This window comes from Brevundimonas sp. NPDC090276 (assembly GCF_044772165.1).
Classification (GTDB): domain Bacteria; phylum Pseudomonadota; class Alphaproteobacteria; order Caulobacterales; family Caulobacteraceae; genus Brevundimonas.
The window spans coordinates 193,567-211,503 of sequence record NZ_JBIVYK010000002.1 but is presented as its reverse complement, the minus strand read 5'-3'; the positions used below and the strand labels follow the sequence as shown (position 1 = coordinate 211,503).

The window sequence follows — 17,937 nt, the reverse complement described above, 5'->3', positions numbered from 1 at the left end:
GTCCGACGCTCCTGCGTCCAGTCTGCCGCCAAGCTGGTAACGAAGTGTTTAAGATTGAGCCTGGAACAGCCCCGACAGCTTCACGTTTGTCCACGGTCAAGCTCCCGTCACCGGTCAGGGATTCGCCCTATGGCTTACGTGCGTTGGTTGCTCATGAAGTTGGCCAGCCTCTACGGGCTGACGCCCCGCCCAACGAGGCGCAAGCCGCCGCCGATTTCACTCGGCCACGGCGCGCCCCGCTACTTCAGATAGATCAGCCCTTGAACAGGGACAGGATGATCTGCGGCGCCTGGTTGGCGATCGACAGGGCTTGCGCGCCCAGCTGCTGCTGGACCTGAAGCGCCTGCAGGCGGGCGCTTTCCTTGGCCATGTCCGCATCCACCAGGTTGCCGATGCCGACTTCCAGCGAGTCCATCAACTTGCCGACAAAGAGATTATGCTTTTCGATCTGCTTGGACTGGGCGCCCAGAGCGGCGAGCTTGGCGTTGGCGTCATCCAGAGCCGCCTTGACCTGGGTCAGGGCGCTCTCCGCATTGTCCTTGCTCAGCAGGTCGAACGCCGTCGCGGGCGCCGTGAAGTCCGTCGTGCTCAGGGCCAGACCGACCAATGACATGTCCTGACGATCCATGGCGATGGTTTCGGTCGCGCCGACGTTGGCCAGGAAGTCGAGCGTCGTCGTGCTGGTTCCGTTCAGAATGTTCTCGCCGTCGAAGGTGGCGTTCTTGGCGAAGGAGTCCAGCGACTTGAGCAGCGACTGGAACTCGTCGTTGTAAGCCTTGCGCGACGCCGCTGTGGACGAAGGGTCGGCGGCAGCCGTCGCCTTCTCACGCAGTTCGATCAGCAGGTCCGAGATCTGCGCGCCCGCGGCTAGGGACACGTCGGCCAGCGAGGTGGCGCGGTTCATGCTGGTTTTGACGGCTTCCAAAGCCCCCGTATCCGCCCGCTGGTTCTGGGCGATGGCCCAGGTGGCGGCGTTGTCCTTGGCGCCCTGCACCTTCAGGCCAGTGTTCACCCGGCTCTGGGTCGCGGCCAGCTTGTTGTTCGTCGAATTGAGGTTCTGGAGCGCTATGAGCGCGGACGCATTGGTGAGAACGCTGTTGGTCATGGCTTCTAGCCCCAGTTCAAATTCTGACCTGCAGAATGCGACTGATTCCTGAGCGTATGGTTAACGACGTGGAAACGAACGCGGCGCCGTCCGGCAAGCCGGCGGCGCTGCGGTTCCAAGCTACTGTCGAGGATCAGACCTTGGTCTTGATCACTCCGCCTGCCCCGTAGGCCGGACTGGCGCTCATCTTCATCACCTCTTCGCGCGGCAACTGGCGGATGACTTCGCCGGTGACGCGATCCAAGGTCTTGTAAACAAAGCCGTTCGGCCCTTCCTCGATGGTCAGCCGATAGCGGCCGGCATCGGGTTCGTCCCGCACCGGTTTCGGCTGCGCCTCGACGCCCTGACCATAGGCGTCCGGCTGAACGAGGGTCACGCTCGGCAGTCTTGCGACATTATCTGCCATTTCCCCTTAACGCGGCGACGCCGCGCCTCCTGTCTCCTGACGTGCGAACGGGGGCGGGTCCAAAGACCCGCCCCCGGCCACTTGTTAACGGAACAGGCCGAGCAGAACCGAGCTCGACTGGTTCGCGATCGACAGCGCCTGCACGCCCAGCTGTTGCTTGGTTTGCAGGGCGGTCAGCTTGGCGCTTTCCTTGGCCAGGTCGGCGTCAACCAGGTTGCCCACGCCCACTTCGAGCGCGTCCTGGATCTTGCTGGTGAAGGTCAGCGAACGTTCCAGCGACTTCGACTTGGTGCCGAAATCACCTAGGACGGCCGTGAAGGCCTTCAGAGCGGTGTCCACGGCCGCAGCCGTGGCGCCGGCGCGAGCGACCGCACCACCGGCCGTCGCTACCGCGGTAGCGGCGCCCGAGGCTGCCTTCAGGGTGAAGGTGTCGCCGGCGGCCGTCCCGGTCTTGACCGCGATGGCGTCCGTCGTCGTCGCCGAGAACAGGTTGACGCCGTCGAAGGTGGCGCCGCCCAGGGCCTTGGTGATTTCATTGCCCAGGGCGTTGAAGTCAGCCAGGTAGGCCGTCTCAGCCGCCGAACCGGCGACCGAGGATTCAATCGCCACCGCCAGGCTCTTCTGCTCTTCAAGCGCCTTGGTGATGGTTTCGCCGGCGGCCAGGGCCACGTCGACGATCGATTGGCCGCGCTGCATCGACTGCTTGACGGCGTCCAGGGCGCCCATCTCGGCGCGCTGGTTGGTGGCGATGGCGAAGATGGCGCCGTTGTCCTTGGCGGACGACACCTTCTGGCCGGTGTTCACACGGTTCTGCGTGATCGACAGATCACGGCTCGTGTTGTTCAGGTTTTGCAGGGCAACGAGGGCGCCCGCGTTGGTGTTGATGCTGTTAGCCATTTTAGCTCTTCCTTCTTTGTCTTCGACATTTCCGACGCCGTTTTGGCGGTCGGGAGCGTTCTGCTCGGGGTAGTCTCATCAAGCCCGGGGCCGGAGCCCCGGCCTCAATTCGGTTAGCGGAACAGGCCGAGCAGAACCGAGCTCGACTGGTTCGCGATCGACAGCGCCTGCACGCCCAGCTGTTGCTTGGTCTGCAGGGCGGTCAGGCGAGCGCTTTCCTTGGCCAGGTCGGCGTCCACCAGGTTGCCCACGCCCACTTCGAGCGCGTCCTGGATCTTGCCGGTGAAGGTCAGCGAGCGTTCCAGCGACTTGGACTTCGTGCCCAGCGAGCCGAGCACGGCCGTGAAGGCCTTGATCTCGGTTTCAACCGCTGCGGCCGTGGCGTCGGCGCGAACCTTGCCGCCGCCGGCGGTGGCGACGGTCGTGGCCGCGCCGGTGGCCTTCAGGACGAACTTGTCCGTCGCGCCGGTGCCGGTCTTGACCTCGATGTCCGCGGCCGCGACCGAGAACAGGTTGACGCCGTCGAAGTTGGCGCCGCCCAGAGCCTTGGTGATTTCATTGCCCAGGGCGTTGAAGTCAGCCAGGTAGGCCGTCTCAGCCGCCGAACCGGCGACCGAGGATTCAATCGCCACCGCCAGGCTCTTCTGCTCTTCAAGCGCCTTGGTGATGGTCTCGCCCGCGGCCAGGGCCACGTCGACGATCGATTGGCCGCGCTGCATCGACTGCTTGACGGCGTCCAGGGCGCCCATCTCGGCGCGCTGGTTGGTGGCGATGGCGAAGATGGCGCCATTGTCCTTGGCCGAAGAAACCTTCTGACCGGTATTCACACGATTTTGCGTAACCGAAAGATCGCGGCTCGTGTTGTTGAGGTTCTGCAGGGCAATCAGAGCGCCCGCATTGGTGTTGATGCTGTTGGCCATTTTGGCTTTCCTTTGTCTTTGACATTTTCAACGTCATTTTGACGTCGTGAGCGTTCTGCTCGGGGTAGTCTCCTTCATCAAAAACGGGCCCGCAGGCCCGCTTTCAATCTTGTTTATCGGAACAGGCCCAGCAGGACGGAGCTGGACTGGTTCGCGATGCCCAGCGCCTGAACGCCGAGTTGTTGTTTGGTCTGCAGCGCCGTCAGCTTGGCGCTTTCCTTGGCCAGATCCGCATCGACCAGATTGCCGATGCCGACTTCGATCGAGTCCTGGATCTTGCCGGTGAAGGTCAGCGAGCGTTCCAGCGACTTGGACTTGGTGCCCAGGGCGCCCAGCTCGGCCGTGAAGGCCTTCAGCGCCGTATCCACAGCCGTGGCCGTGGCGCCGGCGCGGACGATCGCGCCGCCGGCCGTGGCGACGGCCGTGGCCGCGCCGGTGGCTTTCAGGACAAACTTGTCCGTCGCGCCGGTGCCGGTCTTGACCTCGATGTCCGCGGCGGCCGCCGAGTACAGGTTGACGCCGTCGAAGGTGGCGCCAGCCAGGGCCTTGGTGATTTCATTGCCCAGGGCGTTGAAGTCGGCCAGGTAGGCCGTCTCAGCCGCCGAACCGGCGACCGAAGATTCAATCGCCACCGCCAGGCTCTTCTGCTCTTCAAGCGCCTTGGTGATGGTCTCGCCCGCGGCCAGGGCCACGTCGACGATCGATTGGCCGCGCTGCATCGACTGCTTGACGGCGTCCAGGGCGCCCATCTCGGCGCGCTGGTTGGTGGCGATGGCGAAGATGGCGCCATTGTCCTTGGCCGAAGAAACCTTCATGCCGGTGTTCACGCGGTTCTGCGTAATCGACAGATCACGGCTCGTGTTGTTCAGGTTTTGCAGGGCAACGAGGGCGCCGGCGTTCGTGTTGATGCTGTTAGCCATACTGGTAGTCCTTACTTTTTATATGGACGACGCCGTTCTGGCGCCGCGAGCGTTCTGCTCAGGGGAGTGCTTATCGAGAGGCGAGCCTCTGGAAACCCGCCCCCAATTCTTAGCCGCGGAACAGGCCGAGCAGGATCGAGCTCGACTGGTTCGCGATGCCCAGCGCCTGGACGCCGAGTTGTTGTTTGGTCTGCAGCGCCGTCAGCTTGGCGCTTTCCTTGGCCAGATCGGCGTCGACCAGGTTGCCGATGCCGACTTCGACCGCGTCCTGGATCTTGCCGGTGAAGATCAGCGAGCGTTCGAGCGACTTCGACTTGGTGCCCATGGCGCCCAGTTCGCTGGTGAAGGAGGTGATCGAGCCGGTGACGACGGTCGTCAGACCCTGCATGGCCGTGATGTCGGCGGCGCTGGGCGTGGTGTAGTTCGAGATGACCAGGGCGGTGGCGCTGGCCGGAGCCGTGGCGGTGGTGGCGGCCGCGCCGCCCTTCAGCACGAAGTTGTCGGTCGTACCCGTGCCGGTCTTCACGGCGATGGTGGCGCCGGCGGCAGTGGTGTCGGTCCACAGGTTCACGCCGTCGAAGGTCGCGCCGGCCAGGGCCTTGGTGATTTCGGCGCCCAGAGCGTTGTAGTCGGTGACGTAGGCCTTCAGCGCGTCCCCGGTGGCGTTCGAGATGGCGACCGCCAGGCTCTTCTGCTCTTCCAGAGCCTTGACCACGGTCTCGCCGGCGGCCAGGGCCACATCGACGATCGACTGGCCGCGCTGCATGGAATTCTTGACGGCGTCCAGAGCGCCCATCTCGGCGCGCTGATTGGTGGCGATAGCGAAGATCGCGCCGTTGTCCTTGGCCGAGGAAACCTTCAGGCCAGTGTTCACGCGGTTTTGCGTGACGTTGAGGTCACGGCTGGTCTGATTCAGATTCTGCAGGGCGACAAGAGCCCCTGCATTCGTATTGATGCTGTTAGCCATTTTGGCTGTCCTTGTGTCTTCGACATGTCCGACGCCATTTTGGCTGCCGGGAGCTTTCTGCTCGTCGAGACACTCAGCAAGGACAGGGCCAGAGACGGCGACACCCCTGCGTTCTTCAACTCACTGATTTTTATACGTTAGGTTTGATTAAGCACGTTTTTCACGCGGCATTTTTTGCCGAGCCAAAGCCAAGACCGGCATTTTTTGCCGAGTGACCCGGCAAAAAGCGCGCCGTCACTCGGGCGTGGCCCGCTTGCCCCGCCCCTGCCCCGCCCCGGCCCACCGGTCCTGCATCGCCCGCTCGGCGGTCAGGGTCTCGACCGCTAGCCGTCGCGCCCCGTCGCAGGCCACGATCTGAGCCCCGCGCAACAGATAGGTCTCCTCCAGATCAGCCAGACTGGCGGCCTCCGGCATGGTCGCCAGGGCGCAGGGGTGCGTCGCCGCCTCAGGCAGGACCAGGCGAGGCGGCGCAACCGTCGAGATCGGGCTCGAGCCGGCACAGTTCGCGGTCGTGAGCCCGCAGACGATCAGCCCGCACAGGGTCCAGTAGTTCGTTCGCATCCTCGGCGCTCCTCGCCTGAGTGACAGCCGCGACGGTCGCCCGTTCGACGGCCAAGGTCTGTTGGTGATGGATTTCGGCGCGGGCGGCCTGCTGCGCCCGCCCCGCCGTCTCGATCCGGCGTGCCTCGGCGTCGTACTCAGCCTGCGTCGCGCGCGCCTGAACTGTTTCCAGCTGCTTCTGCTGCAGGCTGAACGGATCCCATCTCAGGCCCAGCCCGCGCCCGGCGATCGCCAGCAGCACGACCGCCGCCCCGACCAGAGCCAGCCACCCCAACGGCGTCAGCGTCCGTATCAGCCCCCTCATGGATAAGCCCTCCGATCCAGTTCGAAATGCGGGCCGTCTCTCAGCCGGGTCCAGTCGCCACCCCAGGTCAGGGGGATTCGCAGGTCGCGCGCCGCCGCCTTGAAGGCCTCTGCGATGCGGCCATACAGCGGCCAGTCCCAGCGCACTTCGCCCTCGATCAGGGCCGTGACATCGACCGCATGGCCGGTCAGATGGCGCGAGTTCAACGTCCGGCTGGCCCCCGCCTTCACAAGCGCAGCCTGACGGGCGGGATCACGCAGCCCCTCCGTCACCATGAAGTCCACCTCGGTCCGGTTGATCGCCGCCTCGACCACGGCGATCAGGTCGGGATGGATCCCTTGAAGCCGAGTGCGCGAACGTTGCGACAGACGAAAGCTCACGCCCGGCCTCCCGCCGCCAGACGCAGGCGCAGATTGGCCAGCATGGCGACCATCTGCTGGGCCGTCGGCGCCACCAGATAGAGGACCAGCATCAGGGCGATCAGCCCCATCAGCCCCTCGGCCACGCGCGGCAGGTCGGCGGGCGCCGTCCGCCCCACCGCCCGCGCCAGCAGGACCCACAGCCCCGCGCTGGCGACGAACACATAGAGCCTGCGCCACAGCCAGCGCCCCTCGGCCAAGCCGATGTCGCCCTTGCCAATCTCGCTCATCCTTCATCCTCCGGGTCGCAGGGCGCGGCGGGTCTTCGCCAGTCGCTGCCCAGTTCATCGAAACAGTCATCGGGGGTCAGCCGCTCGGGCGCGGCCCAGGCCTCCTCGTCCAGCAGTTCGGGTTCGAGGATGCGGTCGAAGTATCGGCTCATGACGCTCACCCGATCGCCGTCAGCCAGACGACGCCCGCAGCGCCCGCGCCGCCTGCGCCCGCTCCCGTCACGCCCGCGCCCCCGCCGCCGCCGCCCGCGCCATGCAGGCCGCCCGTCGCGCCGGGGTGGCCCGCGCCCGAGAGCACGCCACCGCCCCCGCCGCCGCCGCCGCCCACGCAGGACAGAGCCGACAGCGGCGAAGCCTGGCCGCCTAGGCCGGAGCTCATGCGCCCCAGACCGCCCGCCGCCCGCACATGCAGAACCGCGCCGTCGCCGCCCGCCCCGCCGCTGAAGGCGACATTGGCCGCGCTGACCCCGCCGCCCGCACCGCCGCCGCCGGGACCGTCGGGGCGACCTTGCGCCTGCCCTGCGCCCGCGACGGCGGACGCCGACGAGTCGCCGCCGGCGTTAGCGCGGATCAAGCCGCCCCCGCCCACGCCGCCGACGCCCGACGATGTGGTTCCTGCCGCCCCGCCCTTGCCGCCCTCGCCCGTCAGCAGCAGATTTCCGCCTGCCGAGACCGTCGAGTTCCCACCGACGCCGCCGCTGCCCCCGCCCGCACCGACCGCCACGGTCAGCGCGCCGGAGAAACCGTTGACCGGCCACACCCCCGACACGACGCCGCCTGCGCCGCCACCGCCGCCGCCAAAACGCACGGTCCCGGCCGCTCCGATCGCACCGTTCCCTCCGCCGCCCCCGCCGCCGACACACACCGCCTCGACCCAGCGCGCCCAGACGGGCGGGGTCCAGTCGCCGTCAGCCGTCAGCACCGTGGTCTCGCGCCGCGTCGCGCCCTGTGCGAACCACAGACGCCCGCTCATGCGATCCACCGTAAAGGCGTCGCGCCAGGTTCCGCCGTCGGCGCTGACCTTGAGCCTCAGATCATCGTCGCCGATCAGGCCCAACTCGGCCCGCCCGCCCCAGCCGCTCTGAAACAGCAGAGACAGGACGTCGCCCGCCCCCTGCTTGTTGAAGGTGAAGCGCAGGTCGCCGTCCCCGCCGCTCTCGCTCTCCAGCGCGGTCCACAGCGCCTTGTTGAGCCGCGCCGCCACGACGTTGGCGGCGTCCGCTTCGGTGTTCACACCCAAACGGGTCAGGTTTTGCAGGGCCGTAACCGGCTCGACCGCCTCCACCAATGGCGCCCAGACGCCCGCCCGACGAACCACCACCTCTTCGCTGTCCAGCACCACCGCCAGCAGACCGTCGGGCGCGGCGACCACGAGCCAGCCGCCGGCCTCGGCCCGCATCAGGCTGCCCGCCGGACGCCCGCCCCAGTCCGCGCCGGTCGCCCCGGTCGGCAGGATGTAGAGGGCGCCGTCGGCAGGCGCGGAAGGCTGGGCCGCCGTCGTGCGGCTGACCACCGCCATCTGGGTCAGGACGTCCAGACGCGTCAGCGCCTCGTTCAGGGTCACGTGTTTCTGCAGTTGTCCCACCGCCAGATAGGGCAGGCCCAGCCGCGCGCTGGCGTCGTCGCTCATCGAATGATCTCCAAAGGTTGGAGGATCAGTCTGCTCAGGCCCGCCGCTCGGGCGTGCTGAAGGGACGCGGCACGTCGCAAACCCGGAAAATCACAGGGATTGGCCCGCCCGAATGCGCGCGAGGTTCCGTCTCGAACACGCAGCCCTCGACACGCGCCGCCCCGGTCGGATAGGCCAAGGCAGCGGTCCGCCGCGTCAGTCCGCGAGGAAGTCCGCTTGATCTCACCGTTTAAGGCCGTGATCCATCTGGCGGCGCTGGGCCTGTTGACCGCGCCCGCCGCCGTCGCCCTGTCCGCCCTCACGCGGATCGGCCATCGCTGGACCGACCTGCTGGCCCAGTTCACTGCCCCGGCTCTGGCCGCGACACTGGTCCTGACCCTGCTCTACGCCGTTCCGAGACTGCGCCCCGCGGTGATCGCGGGCCTGGGCGTCACCGCCCTCTTGATCCTGGCCGTCTGGCCGCAGTGGTTGCCACGCGGCGGCGCCCTGCCCCGTGAAGGCGGGCCGACGCTGACCCTCTATTCCGCCAACCTCTGGGCCTGGAACACCGACGTGGAGGCCATCACCCGCTCCGTCCACGAGGCGAACCCCGATATCGTGGTTCTGGTCGAACTGGGCGACGCGCCCGCGGCTCAACTGGATCGCGTGCTGGCGGGCTATCCACATCGCGTACTGACCGCCCGCGTGGACCGGCCCAGCGGCGCGGCGCGGGCCGCCATCGCCTCGCGCTATCCGCTGACCGCCATCGCCGACCGGCCCGACGGCCTGGTCTCGGTCGCCGCAACCGCCCAGACCCCGCTCGGCCCCGTCAACATCATCGGCGCCCACCTGACCCGGCCTTGGCCCTTCCAGTATCAGTGGGGTCAGATCACCCAGGCCACGGCCTTGGCGGCGATCCGACAAGATATGACCGGCCCGGTTATCGCGGCGGGCGACTTCAACAGCGTGTCCAGCGCCCGCATCGGGCGCCAGATCCAGTCTGAAACGGGGATGATCCCCGCCCCCGGCTGGCCCGGCACCTGGCCCTCGGCTGCTCCGTCCGGGGTCGGCATGACCATTGATCAGGTCTGGCGTTCACCCGATCTGGCCCTGCTGGAACGCAGGCTGGGCCGCAAGACCGGCTCGGACCACCGCCCGGTCATCACCCGCTTCACGCTGGCGGCAGAAGCGCCCTGAGCCGTTCCTCGTGGCCGTGATCGGGGAAGTCGTCCGCGATCCAGCCAGCCTCAAAGGCCTTGAGCACCCGCCCCGTCTCCGGCCCCGGCTTCAGCCCCAGCCGCGCCAGATCGCGTCCGCCGACAGGCAAGGTCGGTTGTGACCAGTCTTTCGCCAGCACCAACAGACGATGCGCGTCCTCGGACTCGCCACCCGCCGCCCAGGCCCGCATGACGCGGTCCTCGAACGCCTGTCGCCCGTCGCGATAGATCACTGCGCGTCCCTCAGGGGCGGTCTGCGTCGTGGTCGCCTCAGCCGCCACCGCCTCAACCAGCCTGAAACGCTGGGCGTTGGACAAGCGCAGACGCCGCGCGACCTCGGCCGCTTTGGCCGGATCGGCAGGCAGAAGGGCCGACAGGCGCAAGACCGGATCAGGGCTGATCTCCGTCATCGCCTCGAACAGCGCCAGGTCGGTGGGCGGCAGGACCCGCCCCAACACGCCGGCCTCGGCCATCAGCCGCACCGCCGGGCGCGGGTCAGGCGCGGCCAGCAGCTTCAGCAGTTCCTTGGACACCCGCTCCGCCGACAACTGCGTCACACCCTCGGCCAGAGCCGCGCAAGCCGCCACCGCCGCCACATCGGGCGCGCCCCGCCCGTACCAGGCGTAAAAGCGATAGAAGCGCAGGATGCGCAGGTAGTCCTCGCGGATGCGGCCCTCGGCCTCGCCGACGAAGACAATCCGTCCCGCCAGGGCGTCGTCGTAGCCCTGCCCCGTCGGGTCCAGAATGACGCCGTCCGCATCGGCGTAGAGGGCGTTCAGGCGGAAATCGCGCCGCCCCGCGTCCTCGGCCCAGTCGGTCGTGAAGGCCACGGTGGCGCGCCGCCCGTCGGTGGAGACGTCACGGCGCAGGGTCGTGATCTCAAACGGCTGATGCTCCGAGATCGCCGTCACCGTCCCGTGCTCGATGCCGGTCGGCACCGAGCGCAGCCGGGCCACCCTCAGCGCCGCAACGACCGCGTCCGGCGTAAGGGTCGTGGCGATGTCGATGTCGTCGATGGGCGCGCCGATCAGGGCGTTGCGCACGCAGCCGCCGACAAACCGTGCGCAGTCCGCCCCGCCCGCCGCCGTCAGCGCCGCCATGACCGCCCGCGTCGCCGAAGCTGTCAGCCAGTCCTGCCCTTGCAGCCGATGGCTCACGCGGCGTCCTCGGCCGCCGCCGACAGGGGCTCGGCCTCGTCGCCATACAGCCGCCCGAACAGCCCCTTCAGAATGCCCGCCGTCGCGCCCCAGATGTAGCGTTCCTCGAACGGCATGGCCCAGAACCAGCGCCGCGCGCCGCCCTCGGGGTCATAATAGTCGCGGCGGTGATTGACCGGGTCCATCAGAAAGTCCCACGGCACCTCGAACACCTCGGCCACCTCGTCCGGCGAGGGCGTGACCTCTGGCGGCGCCGTCAGCCAGCCGACCACCGGCGTGACCAGAAACCCGGTCCCCGTCTCATAGGGATCGCCCAGGCCCAGCAGCTCGACCACGCCGGGATCCAGGGCCACCTCTTCAAACGCCTCGCGCAGCGCCGCCTGCCCCGCCGTCTCGCCGGGGTCCAGCCTGCCGCCGGGGAAGGCGATCTGACCGGTGTGGCTGGCCAGGCTGTCCGAGCGCCGCGTCATCAGCACCGTCGGTCCGTCGTCATGCATAATGATCGGCACCAGAACGGCGGCAGGTCTGAGTTCGCGCTGTAAGCGCTCCGCGCCGGGGTTCAGATCATAGTCCGACCGACCCGCCGTTCGCTCGGGCGTCCAGGTCTCGACCGGGTCCAGATGCGCCAGCAGCCGCTTCTTCAAACTCTCGCAGCTCATTCCACGCCTCCCAGTGCGAAAGCTTCGCCGCCGGACCGCACCACCAACTGCCCGTCCACGGCCTCGGCCCGCTCGACCATCTCATAAAAGACCGACCGCGCGATCCGCGCCCATAGGTCGGCCCGCACATGGAGGCGCGGCGACGGCTCGCCGGTTTCGGCGTCCGTCTCGACCACGATGGGATGGTCCGCCCCCGCCTGGACCACATCGCCGACGTCAGTCGTGAAGGTCAGAACCCCGTCATCCGCCTGCACGGCCACGGCCCGGAACGGCAGGTCCTCGACCCGGATCTTCAGCTTCTCGGCAGGCGTGACCAAGTGATAGCCGTCGGGGTCTTTCCTCAGCACCGTCGAGAACAGCCGCACCAGTTCAGGCCGCCCGATGGGCGAGCCTTCGTGCATCCAGGCGCCATCGGCGCGGATCAGGATGTCGATGTCGCCGCAATGCGCCGGATGCCACAGATGCACCGGCGGCAAGCCGGGCGCTTGCCGCGCCGCCTCGGCCACGCCCGACAGACCGGACGATGTCGCTGGGTTCGTCATATCCGAACTATGGGGCGCGCCGCCCGGCAAAGGAAGGTCGAACGGTCCTCAGGCGACCGGATGGACCGCGCCGACCGGCACTGTGTCCGTAATCGGCAGCCACATGATCCGGCGCCGATCTACCGGCCCGGCGAAGACAGCGTCGGGCGCGGCCACGAAGCCGAAGCGCGAGAAATAGGGCGGATCGCCGATCAGCAGCACGCCGTCCAGCTTCATCGCCTTCGCCTCGTCGATACAGGCCTGCACCAGTTCGGCGCCCAGCCCGCCGCGACGGCTGGCGGCGTCCACCGCGATGGGGCCCAGAAAGACCGAGCGGGCCGCGCCGACCGTGATCGACCACAGCCGCACCGAGCCGATCAGCCGGTCGCCCTCGAAGGCCGAAAAGCCGACCGCCAGAGCCGCGGCTTCGCGCAGCCGCTCCGCCGTCTTGGCGAACCGGCCGGGCCCAAAGGCCGCCAGCACCAAGGCGTCGATCGCCGCCGCATCGCCCGATCGTTCTCGCAGGATGCGGACCGGGGTTGCGGATTCAACAGGCACAGGGGCGGCGACGGCGTTCATGCGCGGCGCCTAGACCCCCAGCCCCCTCGAATCAATCGCGTTTATGGGAAATCAGCCCGCTTTCGAGAAATCAGGCGCCCGTTTCTGGCTGAAAGCCATGAAGGCCTCCATGGCCTCGGGGCTGCGCATCTGCGAGCCGAAGGCCTCGGCCTCACGCTGCATCAGGCCCCACAGAGCCTCGGCGTCGCGCATCAGGGCCTTGGTCTTGCGGATCGAGTTGGGCGCCCGCTGGGCCAGCTTGTCGGCCAGTTGGCGCGCCGCGGCGTCAACCTGATCAGCCGGGACCGCGCGGTTGGCGATGCCCCAGGCCAGGGCCGTCTTGCCGTCGATGGCCTCGCCCAGAGCGAAGATCTCGAAGGCGCGCTGATGGCCGATCACCGCCGGCAGCAGCAGGGTCGAGGCGGCTTCCGGCGCCAGGGCCAGGTTGATGAAGGGCGCCGACAGCAGGGCGTCCTCGGCCACCACCACCATGTCGCAATGCAGCAGCAGGGTCAGGCCAATGCCCACGGCCCGCCCACGCACGGCGGCCACGGCGGGCTTGTCCAGATCGGCCAGCGACTTCAGGAAGCGGAACACGCCCATCTCGACCAGATCCCCGCTGCTTTGCGAGCCCAGGGCGATAAAGTCGGCGATGTCGTTCCCCGCAGAAAACGAGTCGCCCTCGCTGCGGAACAGGACCACGCGCACCGAGTCGTCCACCTTGGCCCGCTCAGTCGCCTCGGCCAGGGCCGTGTACATGGCCTGGGTGATGGCGTTCTTCTTGTCCGCTCGGTCGAAGACGACCGTCAGAACGCCGCCGTCCAGATTCGTCTTGATGTGTTCGCTCATTGCGCCGCCTCCGTCAGTGTCCACCAGTCGACGCCCGCCTCATCACGGTCGCGTCGGGCCCGCCCCTCGCGGGCCAGATAGTTCAGATGAGCGATCGCCTCGCCCGTCGCCATGCTCAGCACCTCATCGCCCACCGGGCGCGCAAACAGGGCCGAGAAGACATCGACGGCGCGGCACGGCGTCTTCAACGTCCGCTCCAGTCGTTTCAGCGCCACCTCATGACCACGGATCAGCGCCTCGAGCCGGGTGGTGACGCCGTAGAATGGCTCGCCGTGCGACGGCAGGATGAAGAGGTCGCTGGGCAGCCGCGCCTTCAGCGCCGCCAGAGACCGCAGCCATTCGCCCAGAGGATCGCCCTCGGGCTCGGTCGGCCAGACCGACACGTTCGAGGAAATGCGCGGCAGAATCTGATCGCCCGACAACATGACCCCGTCACGCTCGCGCCACAGACAGACATGCTCGGGGCTGTGGCCTTCGCCGATCACCACCCGCCAGTCGTCGTCGCCGATGCGCAACACATCGTTTTCGCTGAGCCGCAGATAGGCCGAGGGCATGGCCGCCACCGCCTTGCCGAATCCGCCGTAACCGGTGCGCCAACGCGCGATCTGTTCATCGTTCCAGCCGGCGGCGCGATAGAAGATCGCCCCCTCGTCCGGAGCCGGCCGGCCCTCGTCGGCGATCAGCATCCGCGCCGTCACATATTCCAGCCGCGACATCAGCAGCGGCGCCTTGAAGCGCTCGCACAGCCAGCCCGCCAGTCCGATATGGTCGGGGTGCATATGGGTGCAGATGACGCGCTTGATCGGTTTGCCGCCCATCGGCCCAGCAAACGCAGCCTCCCAGGCATCGCGAGAGGCGCTGGTTTTCAAACCCGTATCCACCAGGGTCCAACCATCGCCGTCCGCCAGGGCGTAGACATTGATATGATTCAGCGTCATCGGCAGAGGCAGACGCAGCCACAGCACGCTGGGCGCGACCTCGACCGCTTGCCCGACCTCCGGCGGCGGCCCCGACGGATAGGTCAGGCCGCGCAGGGTCGTCGCCGCCTCATCACTCATCACGCCGTCCGCCAAGTCAGTCTCCAATCGCAACGCTCAGCAACTTAAAGCTGATCGAGAGGATCGGGTCCAGAGCCGATGCACGCAGCTGCGCTTGACCAGAACGAAAGACCCCGCCAAGGCTTCGCGCTTCAAGCAGAGGCCGAGGGAGCCCTTTCAGTGACCATCAAACGTTTCAGCCGCGCCTTGGGGATCGCCGTCGGCCTGACCCTCATGACCTTTAGCCCGACTCTCGCGGTTGCCCAGGATTCCGGCACGTCGACCCAACCCGGGAATGAACGCGCACGCGGCGAGCGCGTGCTGCCTGGCCGCATCGGCGGCGACCGCAACGAACGCCGTCAGCAGCAGCGGCAGCGTCAACAGGCGCCGGCGCCCGCCGATCCGGCTGTGATCAAGGCCGAGGTCGAAGCTATTTTCGCCTCGGCTTCGACGCCCTGCCAGGTGACGGAAGCCAAGATGCTCGGCGTCAGCGCCGAACAGGTCAAAATCTACGAAGCCTCCTGTGCGGGCGCGGCGGGCTACATCGTTGTCGCCTCGACCCCTCCGCAGCTTGCCGACTGCATTGTCCTGGCGAACCAGGCCGCCGATGCCCGCGCCGCCAACCCTGAAGCGCCGCCGAGCCAGACCTGCTCTCTGGCGGGCAACCAGGACGTCATGGGCGTCCTCAAGTCCTACGCGACCCAGGCGGGCATCGCCTGCACAGTCGACGAAGCCAAGGTTCGCGGCCAGACCGGCGGCGGCGCAGTAGTCTATGAAATCGGCTGCGCAGGCGCGGATGGCTACTGGATCGAAAAGAATGCATCCGGCTGGGAAAAAACCGAGTGCCTGCAGGTCGTTAGCCAGAACTCCACCTGCCTGTTCACTACGCCGGCTGAACAAGCCGCGACGGTCAAGTCCTGGCTGCCCGGCTCTGACGCCGCCGCTTGCGACGTTCAGCAGGTCCGCCTGATGGGTCAGAACGCCAATGGCCGCTTCATCGAGATGACCTGTGCTGGCGCTGATGGCTTCATCATCCGCCAGAACGCTGAGCATGCCGTCCAGCAGGTCTACCCCTGCGCCACGGCCCAGCAGATCGGCGGCGGCTGCAAGCTGACGACCACGCCCCCGGCCGCAACGCCGCAAGCCTAAGCACTGCCGATCCCTGATCAACCGAAGCGCCGCCGGAGCCATCCGGCGGCGTCTTTGTTTTCAGCAACCCCTTCACGGTGAACGCGGCTCGCCTTAGCCTTGGCCTTATGCGCATCGCCACCTGGAACGTGAACTCGGTCAACGCCCGCCTGCCCACCGTGCTGGCCTGGCTGGAATCGGCCAATCCCGACGTCGTCTGCTTCCAGGAAATCAAATGCGTGGACGAGAAATTCCCGCGCGAGGCCTTCGAGAGCCTGGGCTACAACGTCGAGACCCACGGTCAGAAGACCTATAACGGCGTCGCCATCCTGTCGAAGTTCCCGCTGTCAGACGTCCGGCGCGGCCTGCCCGGCGACGACGGCGACGAACAGGCCCGCTATCTGGAGGCCGTGGTCGAGGCCCCGGTTCCGGTGCGCGTGGCCTCCATCTATCTGCCCAACGGCAATCCGCTCGGCACCGAGAAGTTTCCCTACAAGCTGGCCTGGTTCCAGCGCCTGCACGACCACGCCAAGGCCCTGCTGGCCTATGAAGAACCGCTGGCCCTGTGCGGCGACTACAACTGCATCCTGACCCCCGACGATGCAGCCAAGCCCGAGGACTGGGTCAACGACGCCCTGTTCCAGCCGGAAACGCGCGCGGCGCTGAACGCCATGAAGTGGCTGGGGTTGGCGGACGCCCACGACCTGGGCGGCGAGCCCAAGGGGACCTACACCTTCTGGGACTATCAAGCCGGCGCCTGGCAGAGGAACAACGGCATCCGCATCGACTACGCCCTGCTGTCTCCGCAGGCGACCGACCGCTTCCGCGGCGTCGAGACCCATCGCGAGGCTCGCGACATGGACAAGCCCAGCGACCACGTCCCCGTGGTGGTCGACCTCGACCTGGAGGCCTGACGCATGAGCGAGGCGTTCAGAGTCATCCTGCTGATCGCCCTGACCGCCGCCTTCCTGACGACGGGCGCCTTGATGCTGTCCTGGTGGATGGAGCCGGAACGACGGCTGAAGCGGGCCCTGATGAAGACACTGGGCGTCAAGGCCGACACCGAGGCCCTGTCCCCCGCCGAGGGCCGCGCCGCAGGGCTCGACTTCGATGGCGGTCAGGTGGTGGTGCTGTGGAAGCGCGGCTCGCAGGGGCTGGTCTATGCCTTCGATGAGGTCGAAGGCGGCGAGATCATCGTCGACGGCCATGTCGTGGCCCGCGCCCGACGCGGCGCCCTGCGCAAGGATCTGGACGTCGTCGTGCCCGAAGCCGAGCAGGTGGTGCTGCGCCTGATGTTCGACGACACGCGCAGCCCCGAGTTCGAACTGGCCCTGTGGAACGCCGACGCCCCCGCCTCGACCGGGTCGCCGACCGAAGCCCTGCGGCTGGGGCGCCGCTGGTTGTCGCACGTCGAAGCCCTGATGAAGCGCTGATCGCCCTTCCCGGCCTCGTCGCGGAAGGCTAGAAGCCGCCCCTACTGTTTACTGTGTTTCAGGAGCCCGCCGTGGCCCGTCTCTTCGACGCCTACATCATCGCCGACTGGACTGCCGCCGAAGGCAAGAAGCTGGGCGAGCAGACCCTGTGGGTCGGCGTCGCCAAGCGCGATGTGCGCTTCCGCCTCTATACCGAGACCCACAACGTCGCCACGCGCGCCGAGGGCGAAGCCCTGATCGCCGACCTGCTGGCCGAGCACCGCAAGCGCGGCGACCGCGTTCTGGTTGGCTTCGACTTCGACTTCGGCTTCCCCGCCGGCACGGCTGCACGGCTGAAGCTGGACGGCCGTCCGTGGGAAGCCATGGGCAAGTTCCTGGCCGCCAACATCGTCGACAAGGCCGACAACACCAACAACCGCTATCAGGTCGCGGCCAAGATGAACCGCCTGATGACGGACCAGCCCTGGCCCTTCTGGGGCGCGCCCGCCAGTCAGGCCCAGCGCTGGCTGACCACGACCAAGCCGCCCGAAGGCGCCGGCGCCGACATCCCCGAGTTCCGCGCCACCGAAGTCGCCGCGCGCAAGGACAAGCTGCCGCCCAAGAGCGTCTGGCAGATGCATGGCGCGGGCGCCGTCGGCGGCCTGACCCTGCTGGGCGTGCCCATGCTGCGCCGCCTGCTGGACAAGCTGGGCGCCTCCGCCGCCGTCTGGCCCTTCAACACCGGCTGGCGTGAACTGACCGAGACGGACGTCGAGCCCCTGTCGACCGTCGTCGTCGAAGTCTGGCCCGCCCTGTTCGACGCCAAACGTCAGGTTAACGCGGAGGGCGTCAAGGAATACAAGACCCAGGCCCAGGTCCGCACCGCCGCCGAAGCCTTCGCCCAGATGGACGACGCCGGTACGCTGCAGAAGGCCTTTGCACCGCCGAAGACGGCAGACGAAGCCCTGATCGCCCAGGTCGAGAACGAAGAAGGCTGGATCCTGGGGGTGTAAGCCTTCCGTCTCCCCTTGAGGGAGAAGGTGGGCGCCGCAGGCGCTCGG

General features: G+C 67.7%; 23 protein-coding genes. 5 read left to right on the top strand and 18 right to left on the bottom strand.

From position 1 onward, the window contains the following. Nucleotides 1-253: 253 nt before the first annotated feature. The 12 genes from ACIQTU_RS06790 to ACIQTU_RS06735 form a co-directional block, all read right to left on the bottom strand. Complete coding sequence (locus ACIQTU_RS06790; RefSeq protein ID WP_400544272.1) at nucleotides 254-1,105, bottom strand: flagellin; 852 nt, start codon at nucleotides 1,103-1,105, stop codon at nucleotides 254-256. 133 nt (nucleotides 1,106-1,238) lie between these two features. Continuing rightward, nucleotides 1,239-1,481 carry a flagellar protein FlaG gene (locus tag ACIQTU_RS06785; protein ID WP_292084606.1) on the bottom strand — a complete coding sequence of 81 codons (243 nt, stop codon included), beginning with the start codon at nucleotides 1,479-1,481 and terminating at the stop codon, nucleotides 1,239-1,241. Between the two features lie 114 nt (nucleotides 1,482-1,595). Next, complete coding sequence (locus tag ACIQTU_RS06780; RefSeq protein ID WP_400544268.1) at nucleotides 1,596-2,408, bottom strand: flagellin; 813 nt, start codon at nucleotides 2,406-2,408, stop codon at nucleotides 1,596-1,598. A 113-nt stretch (nucleotides 2,409-2,521) separates the two neighbouring features. Beyond that, nucleotides 2,522-3,328 (bottom strand): flagellin, encoded by an 807-nt coding sequence (locus ACIQTU_RS06775; RefSeq protein WP_400544265.1) that lies wholly within the window; start codon nucleotides 3,326-3,328, stop codon nucleotides 2,522-2,524. Nucleotides 3,329-3,441: 113 nt separating this feature from the next. Further along, nucleotides 3,442-4,248, bottom strand: coding sequence for a flagellin (locus tag ACIQTU_RS06770; RefSeq protein ID WP_400544262.1), 807 nt, complete (start codon nucleotides 4,246-4,248; stop codon nucleotides 3,442-3,444). A 109-nt stretch (nucleotides 4,249-4,357) separates the two neighbouring features. Next, entirely contained in the window at nucleotides 4,358-5,215 is an 858-nt protein-coding gene (locus tag ACIQTU_RS06765; protein ID WP_400544260.1) for a flagellin, read from the bottom strand. A 234-nt stretch (nucleotides 5,216-5,449) separates the two neighbouring features. Beyond that, nucleotides 5,450-5,629, bottom strand: a complete 180-nt coding sequence (locus ACIQTU_RS06760) for a hypothetical protein (RefSeq protein WP_400544257.1) — start codon at nucleotides 5,627-5,629, stop codon at nucleotides 5,450-5,452. Between the two features lie 31 nt (nucleotides 5,630-5,660). Beyond that, nucleotides 5,661-6,080: a hypothetical protein gene (locus ACIQTU_RS06755; protein WP_400544254.1), complete on the bottom strand. Its 420-nt coding sequence runs from the start codon at nucleotides 6,078-6,080 to the stop codon at nucleotides 5,661-5,663. Further along, a complete protein-coding gene (locus tag ACIQTU_RS06750) occupies nucleotides 6,077-6,460 on the bottom strand; it encodes a M15 family metallopeptidase (RefSeq protein ID WP_400544252.1) in 384 nt (127 codons plus the stop codon). The genes ACIQTU_RS06755 and ACIQTU_RS06750 overlap by 4 nt, the downstream gene beginning before the upstream one ends. Beyond that, nucleotides 6,457-6,729: a hypothetical protein gene (locus ACIQTU_RS06745; protein ID WP_400544249.1), complete on the bottom strand. Its 273-nt coding sequence runs from the start codon at nucleotides 6,727-6,729 to the stop codon at nucleotides 6,457-6,459. The genes ACIQTU_RS06750 and ACIQTU_RS06745 overlap by 4 nt, the downstream gene beginning before the upstream one ends. Next, complete coding sequence (locus ACIQTU_RS06740) at nucleotides 6,726-6,881, bottom strand: hypothetical protein (protein WP_400544246.1); 156 nt, start codon at nucleotides 6,879-6,881, stop codon at nucleotides 6,726-6,728. The genes ACIQTU_RS06745 and ACIQTU_RS06740 overlap by 4 nt, the downstream gene beginning before the upstream one ends. A 5-nt stretch (nucleotides 6,882-6,886) precedes the next feature. After that, entirely contained in the window at nucleotides 6,887-8,359 is a 1,473-nt protein-coding gene (locus tag ACIQTU_RS06735) for a DUF2793 domain-containing protein (RefSeq protein ID WP_400544243.1), read from the bottom strand. Nucleotides 8,360-8,575: 216 nt separating this feature from the next. On the opposite strand from ACIQTU_RS06735, the gene ACIQTU_RS06730 reads away from it, so the two are divergent. After that, the gene (locus ACIQTU_RS06730; RefSeq protein ID WP_400544240.1) at nucleotides 8,576-9,535 is read left to right on the top strand and encodes an endonuclease/exonuclease/phosphatase family protein; all 960 of its coding nucleotides are present in this window, start codon (nucleotides 8,576-8,578) and stop codon (nucleotides 9,533-9,535) included. Here ACIQTU_RS06730 and ACIQTU_RS06725 read toward each other — a convergent pair. Genes ACIQTU_RS06725 through ACIQTU_RS06700 form a run of 6 tightly spaced genes read right to left on the bottom strand, consistent with a single transcriptional unit; the run spans nucleotide 9,510 to nucleotide 14,372 of the window. Then, nucleotides 9,510-10,712 carry a CCA tRNA nucleotidyltransferase gene (locus tag ACIQTU_RS06725; protein WP_400544237.1) on the bottom strand — a complete coding sequence of 401 codons (1,203 nt, stop codon included), beginning with the start codon at nucleotides 10,710-10,712 and terminating at the stop codon, nucleotides 9,510-9,512. The genes ACIQTU_RS06730 and ACIQTU_RS06725 overlap by 26 nt on opposite strands. Continuing rightward, entirely contained in the window at nucleotides 10,709-11,371 is a 663-nt protein-coding gene (locus tag ACIQTU_RS06720; RefSeq protein WP_400544234.1) for a CoA pyrophosphatase, read from the bottom strand. Before ACIQTU_RS06720 ends, ACIQTU_RS06725 begins: the two co-directional genes overlap by 4 nt. Continuing rightward, entirely contained in the window at nucleotides 11,368-11,913 is a 546-nt protein-coding gene (locus tag ACIQTU_RS06715; RefSeq protein WP_400544231.1) for a DUF1285 domain-containing protein, read from the bottom strand. The genes ACIQTU_RS06720 and ACIQTU_RS06715 overlap by 4 nt, the downstream gene beginning before the upstream one ends. Nucleotides 11,914-11,961: 48 nt before the next feature. Then, nucleotides 11,962-12,471, bottom strand: coding sequence for a GNAT family N-acetyltransferase (locus tag ACIQTU_RS06710; protein ID WP_400544228.1), 510 nt, complete (start codon nucleotides 12,469-12,471; stop codon nucleotides 11,962-11,964). A 51-nt stretch (nucleotides 12,472-12,522) separates the two neighbouring features. Beyond that, nucleotides 12,523-13,299, bottom strand: a complete 777-nt coding sequence (locus ACIQTU_RS06705; protein ID WP_400544225.1) for an enoyl-CoA hydratase — start codon at nucleotides 13,297-13,299, stop codon at nucleotides 12,523-12,525. After that, nucleotides 13,296-14,372, bottom strand: coding sequence for an MBL fold metallo-hydrolase (locus tag ACIQTU_RS06700; RefSeq protein WP_400544222.1), 1,077 nt, complete (start codon nucleotides 14,370-14,372; stop codon nucleotides 13,296-13,298). Before ACIQTU_RS06700 ends, ACIQTU_RS06705 begins: the two co-directional genes overlap by 4 nt. A gap of 171 nt (nucleotides 14,373-14,543) precedes the next feature. Here ACIQTU_RS06700 and ACIQTU_RS06695 point away from each other — a divergent pair, with 171 nt between their 5' ends. The 4 genes from ACIQTU_RS06695 (at nucleotide 14,544) to ACIQTU_RS06680 (ending at nucleotide 17,889) form a co-directional block, all read left to right on the top strand. After that, complete coding sequence (locus ACIQTU_RS06695) at nucleotides 14,544-15,485, top strand: hypothetical protein (RefSeq protein WP_400544219.1); 942 nt, start codon at nucleotides 14,544-14,546, stop codon at nucleotides 15,483-15,485. 107 nt (nucleotides 15,486-15,592) lie between these two features. Then, entirely contained in the window at nucleotides 15,593-16,378 is a 786-nt protein-coding gene (locus ACIQTU_RS06690) for an exodeoxyribonuclease III (protein ID WP_400544216.1), read from the top strand. Nucleotides 16,379-16,381: 3 nt separating this feature from the next. Beyond that, nucleotides 16,382-16,897 carry a hypothetical protein gene (locus ACIQTU_RS06685; protein WP_400544213.1) on the top strand — a complete coding sequence of 172 codons (516 nt, stop codon included), beginning with the start codon at nucleotides 16,382-16,384 and terminating at the stop codon, nucleotides 16,895-16,897. 71 nt (nucleotides 16,898-16,968) lie between these two features. Next, on the top strand, nucleotides 16,969-17,889 hold the full coding sequence (locus ACIQTU_RS06680) for a cobalamin biosynthesis protein CbiG (protein WP_400544210.1): 921 nt from the start codon (nucleotides 16,969-16,971) through the stop codon (nucleotides 17,887-17,889). Nucleotides 17,890-17,937 lie beyond the last annotated feature (48 nt).

Excerpts from the sequence above, each read along its gene's own strand:
- ACIQTU_RS06790 (WP_400544272.1), bottom strand. The coding sequence starts at position 1,105 with ATGACCAACAGCGTTCTCACCAATGCGTCCGCGCTCATAGCGCTCCAG.
- ACIQTU_RS06780 (WP_400544268.1), bottom strand. The coding sequence starts at position 2,408 with ATGGCTAACAGCATCAACACCAACGCGGGCGCCCTCGTTGCCCTGCAA.
- ACIQTU_RS06775 (WP_400544265.1), bottom strand. The coding sequence starts at position 3,328 with ATGGCCAACAGCATCAACACCAATGCGGGCGCTCTGATTGCCCTGCAG.
- ACIQTU_RS06770 (WP_400544262.1), bottom strand. The coding sequence starts at position 4,248 with ATGGCTAACAGCATCAACACGAACGCCGGCGCCCTCGTTGCCCTGCAA.
- ACIQTU_RS06765 (WP_400544260.1), bottom strand. The coding sequence starts at position 5,215 with ATGGCTAACAGCATCAATACGAATGCAGGGGCTCTTGTCGCCCTGCAG.
- ACIQTU_RS06760 (WP_400544257.1), bottom strand. The coding sequence starts at position 5,629 with ATGCCGGAGGCCGCCAGTCTGGCTGATCTGGAGGAGACCTATCTGTTG.
- ACIQTU_RS06755 (WP_400544254.1), bottom strand. The coding sequence starts at position 6,080 with ATGAGGGGGCTGATACGGACGCTGACGCCGTTGGGGTGGCTGGCTCTG.
- ACIQTU_RS06745 (WP_400544249.1), bottom strand. The coding sequence starts at position 6,729 with ATGAGCGAGATTGGCAAGGGCGACATCGGCTTGGCCGAGGGGCGCTGG.
- ACIQTU_RS06740 (WP_400544246.1), bottom strand. The coding sequence starts at position 6,881 with ATGAGCCGATACTTCGACCGCATCCTCGAACCCGAACTGCTGGACGAG.
- ACIQTU_RS06735 (WP_400544243.1), bottom strand. The coding sequence starts at position 8,359 with ATGAGCGACGACGCCAGCGCGCGGCTGGGCCTGCCCTATCTGGCGGTG.
- ACIQTU_RS06720 (WP_400544234.1), bottom strand. The coding sequence starts at position 11,371 with ATGAGCTGCGAGAGTTTGAAGAAGCGGCTGCTGGCGCATCTGGACCCG.
- ACIQTU_RS06715 (WP_400544231.1), bottom strand. The coding sequence starts at position 11,913 with ATGACGAACCCAGCGACATCGTCCGGTCTGTCGGGCGTGGCCGAGGCG.
- ACIQTU_RS06710 (WP_400544228.1), bottom strand. The coding sequence starts at position 12,471 with ATGAACGCCGTCGCCGCCCCTGTGCCTGTTGAATCCGCAACCCCGGTC.
- ACIQTU_RS06705 (WP_400544225.1), bottom strand. The coding sequence starts at position 13,299 with ATGAGCGAACACATCAAGACGAATCTGGACGGCGGCGTTCTGACGGTC.
- ACIQTU_RS06690 (WP_400544216.1), top strand. The coding sequence starts at position 15,593 with ATGCGCATCGCCACCTGGAACGTGAACTCGGTCAACGCCCGCCTGCCC.
- ACIQTU_RS06685 (WP_400544213.1), top strand. The coding sequence starts at position 16,382 with ATGAGCGAGGCGTTCAGAGTCATCCTGCTGATCGCCCTGACCGCCGCC.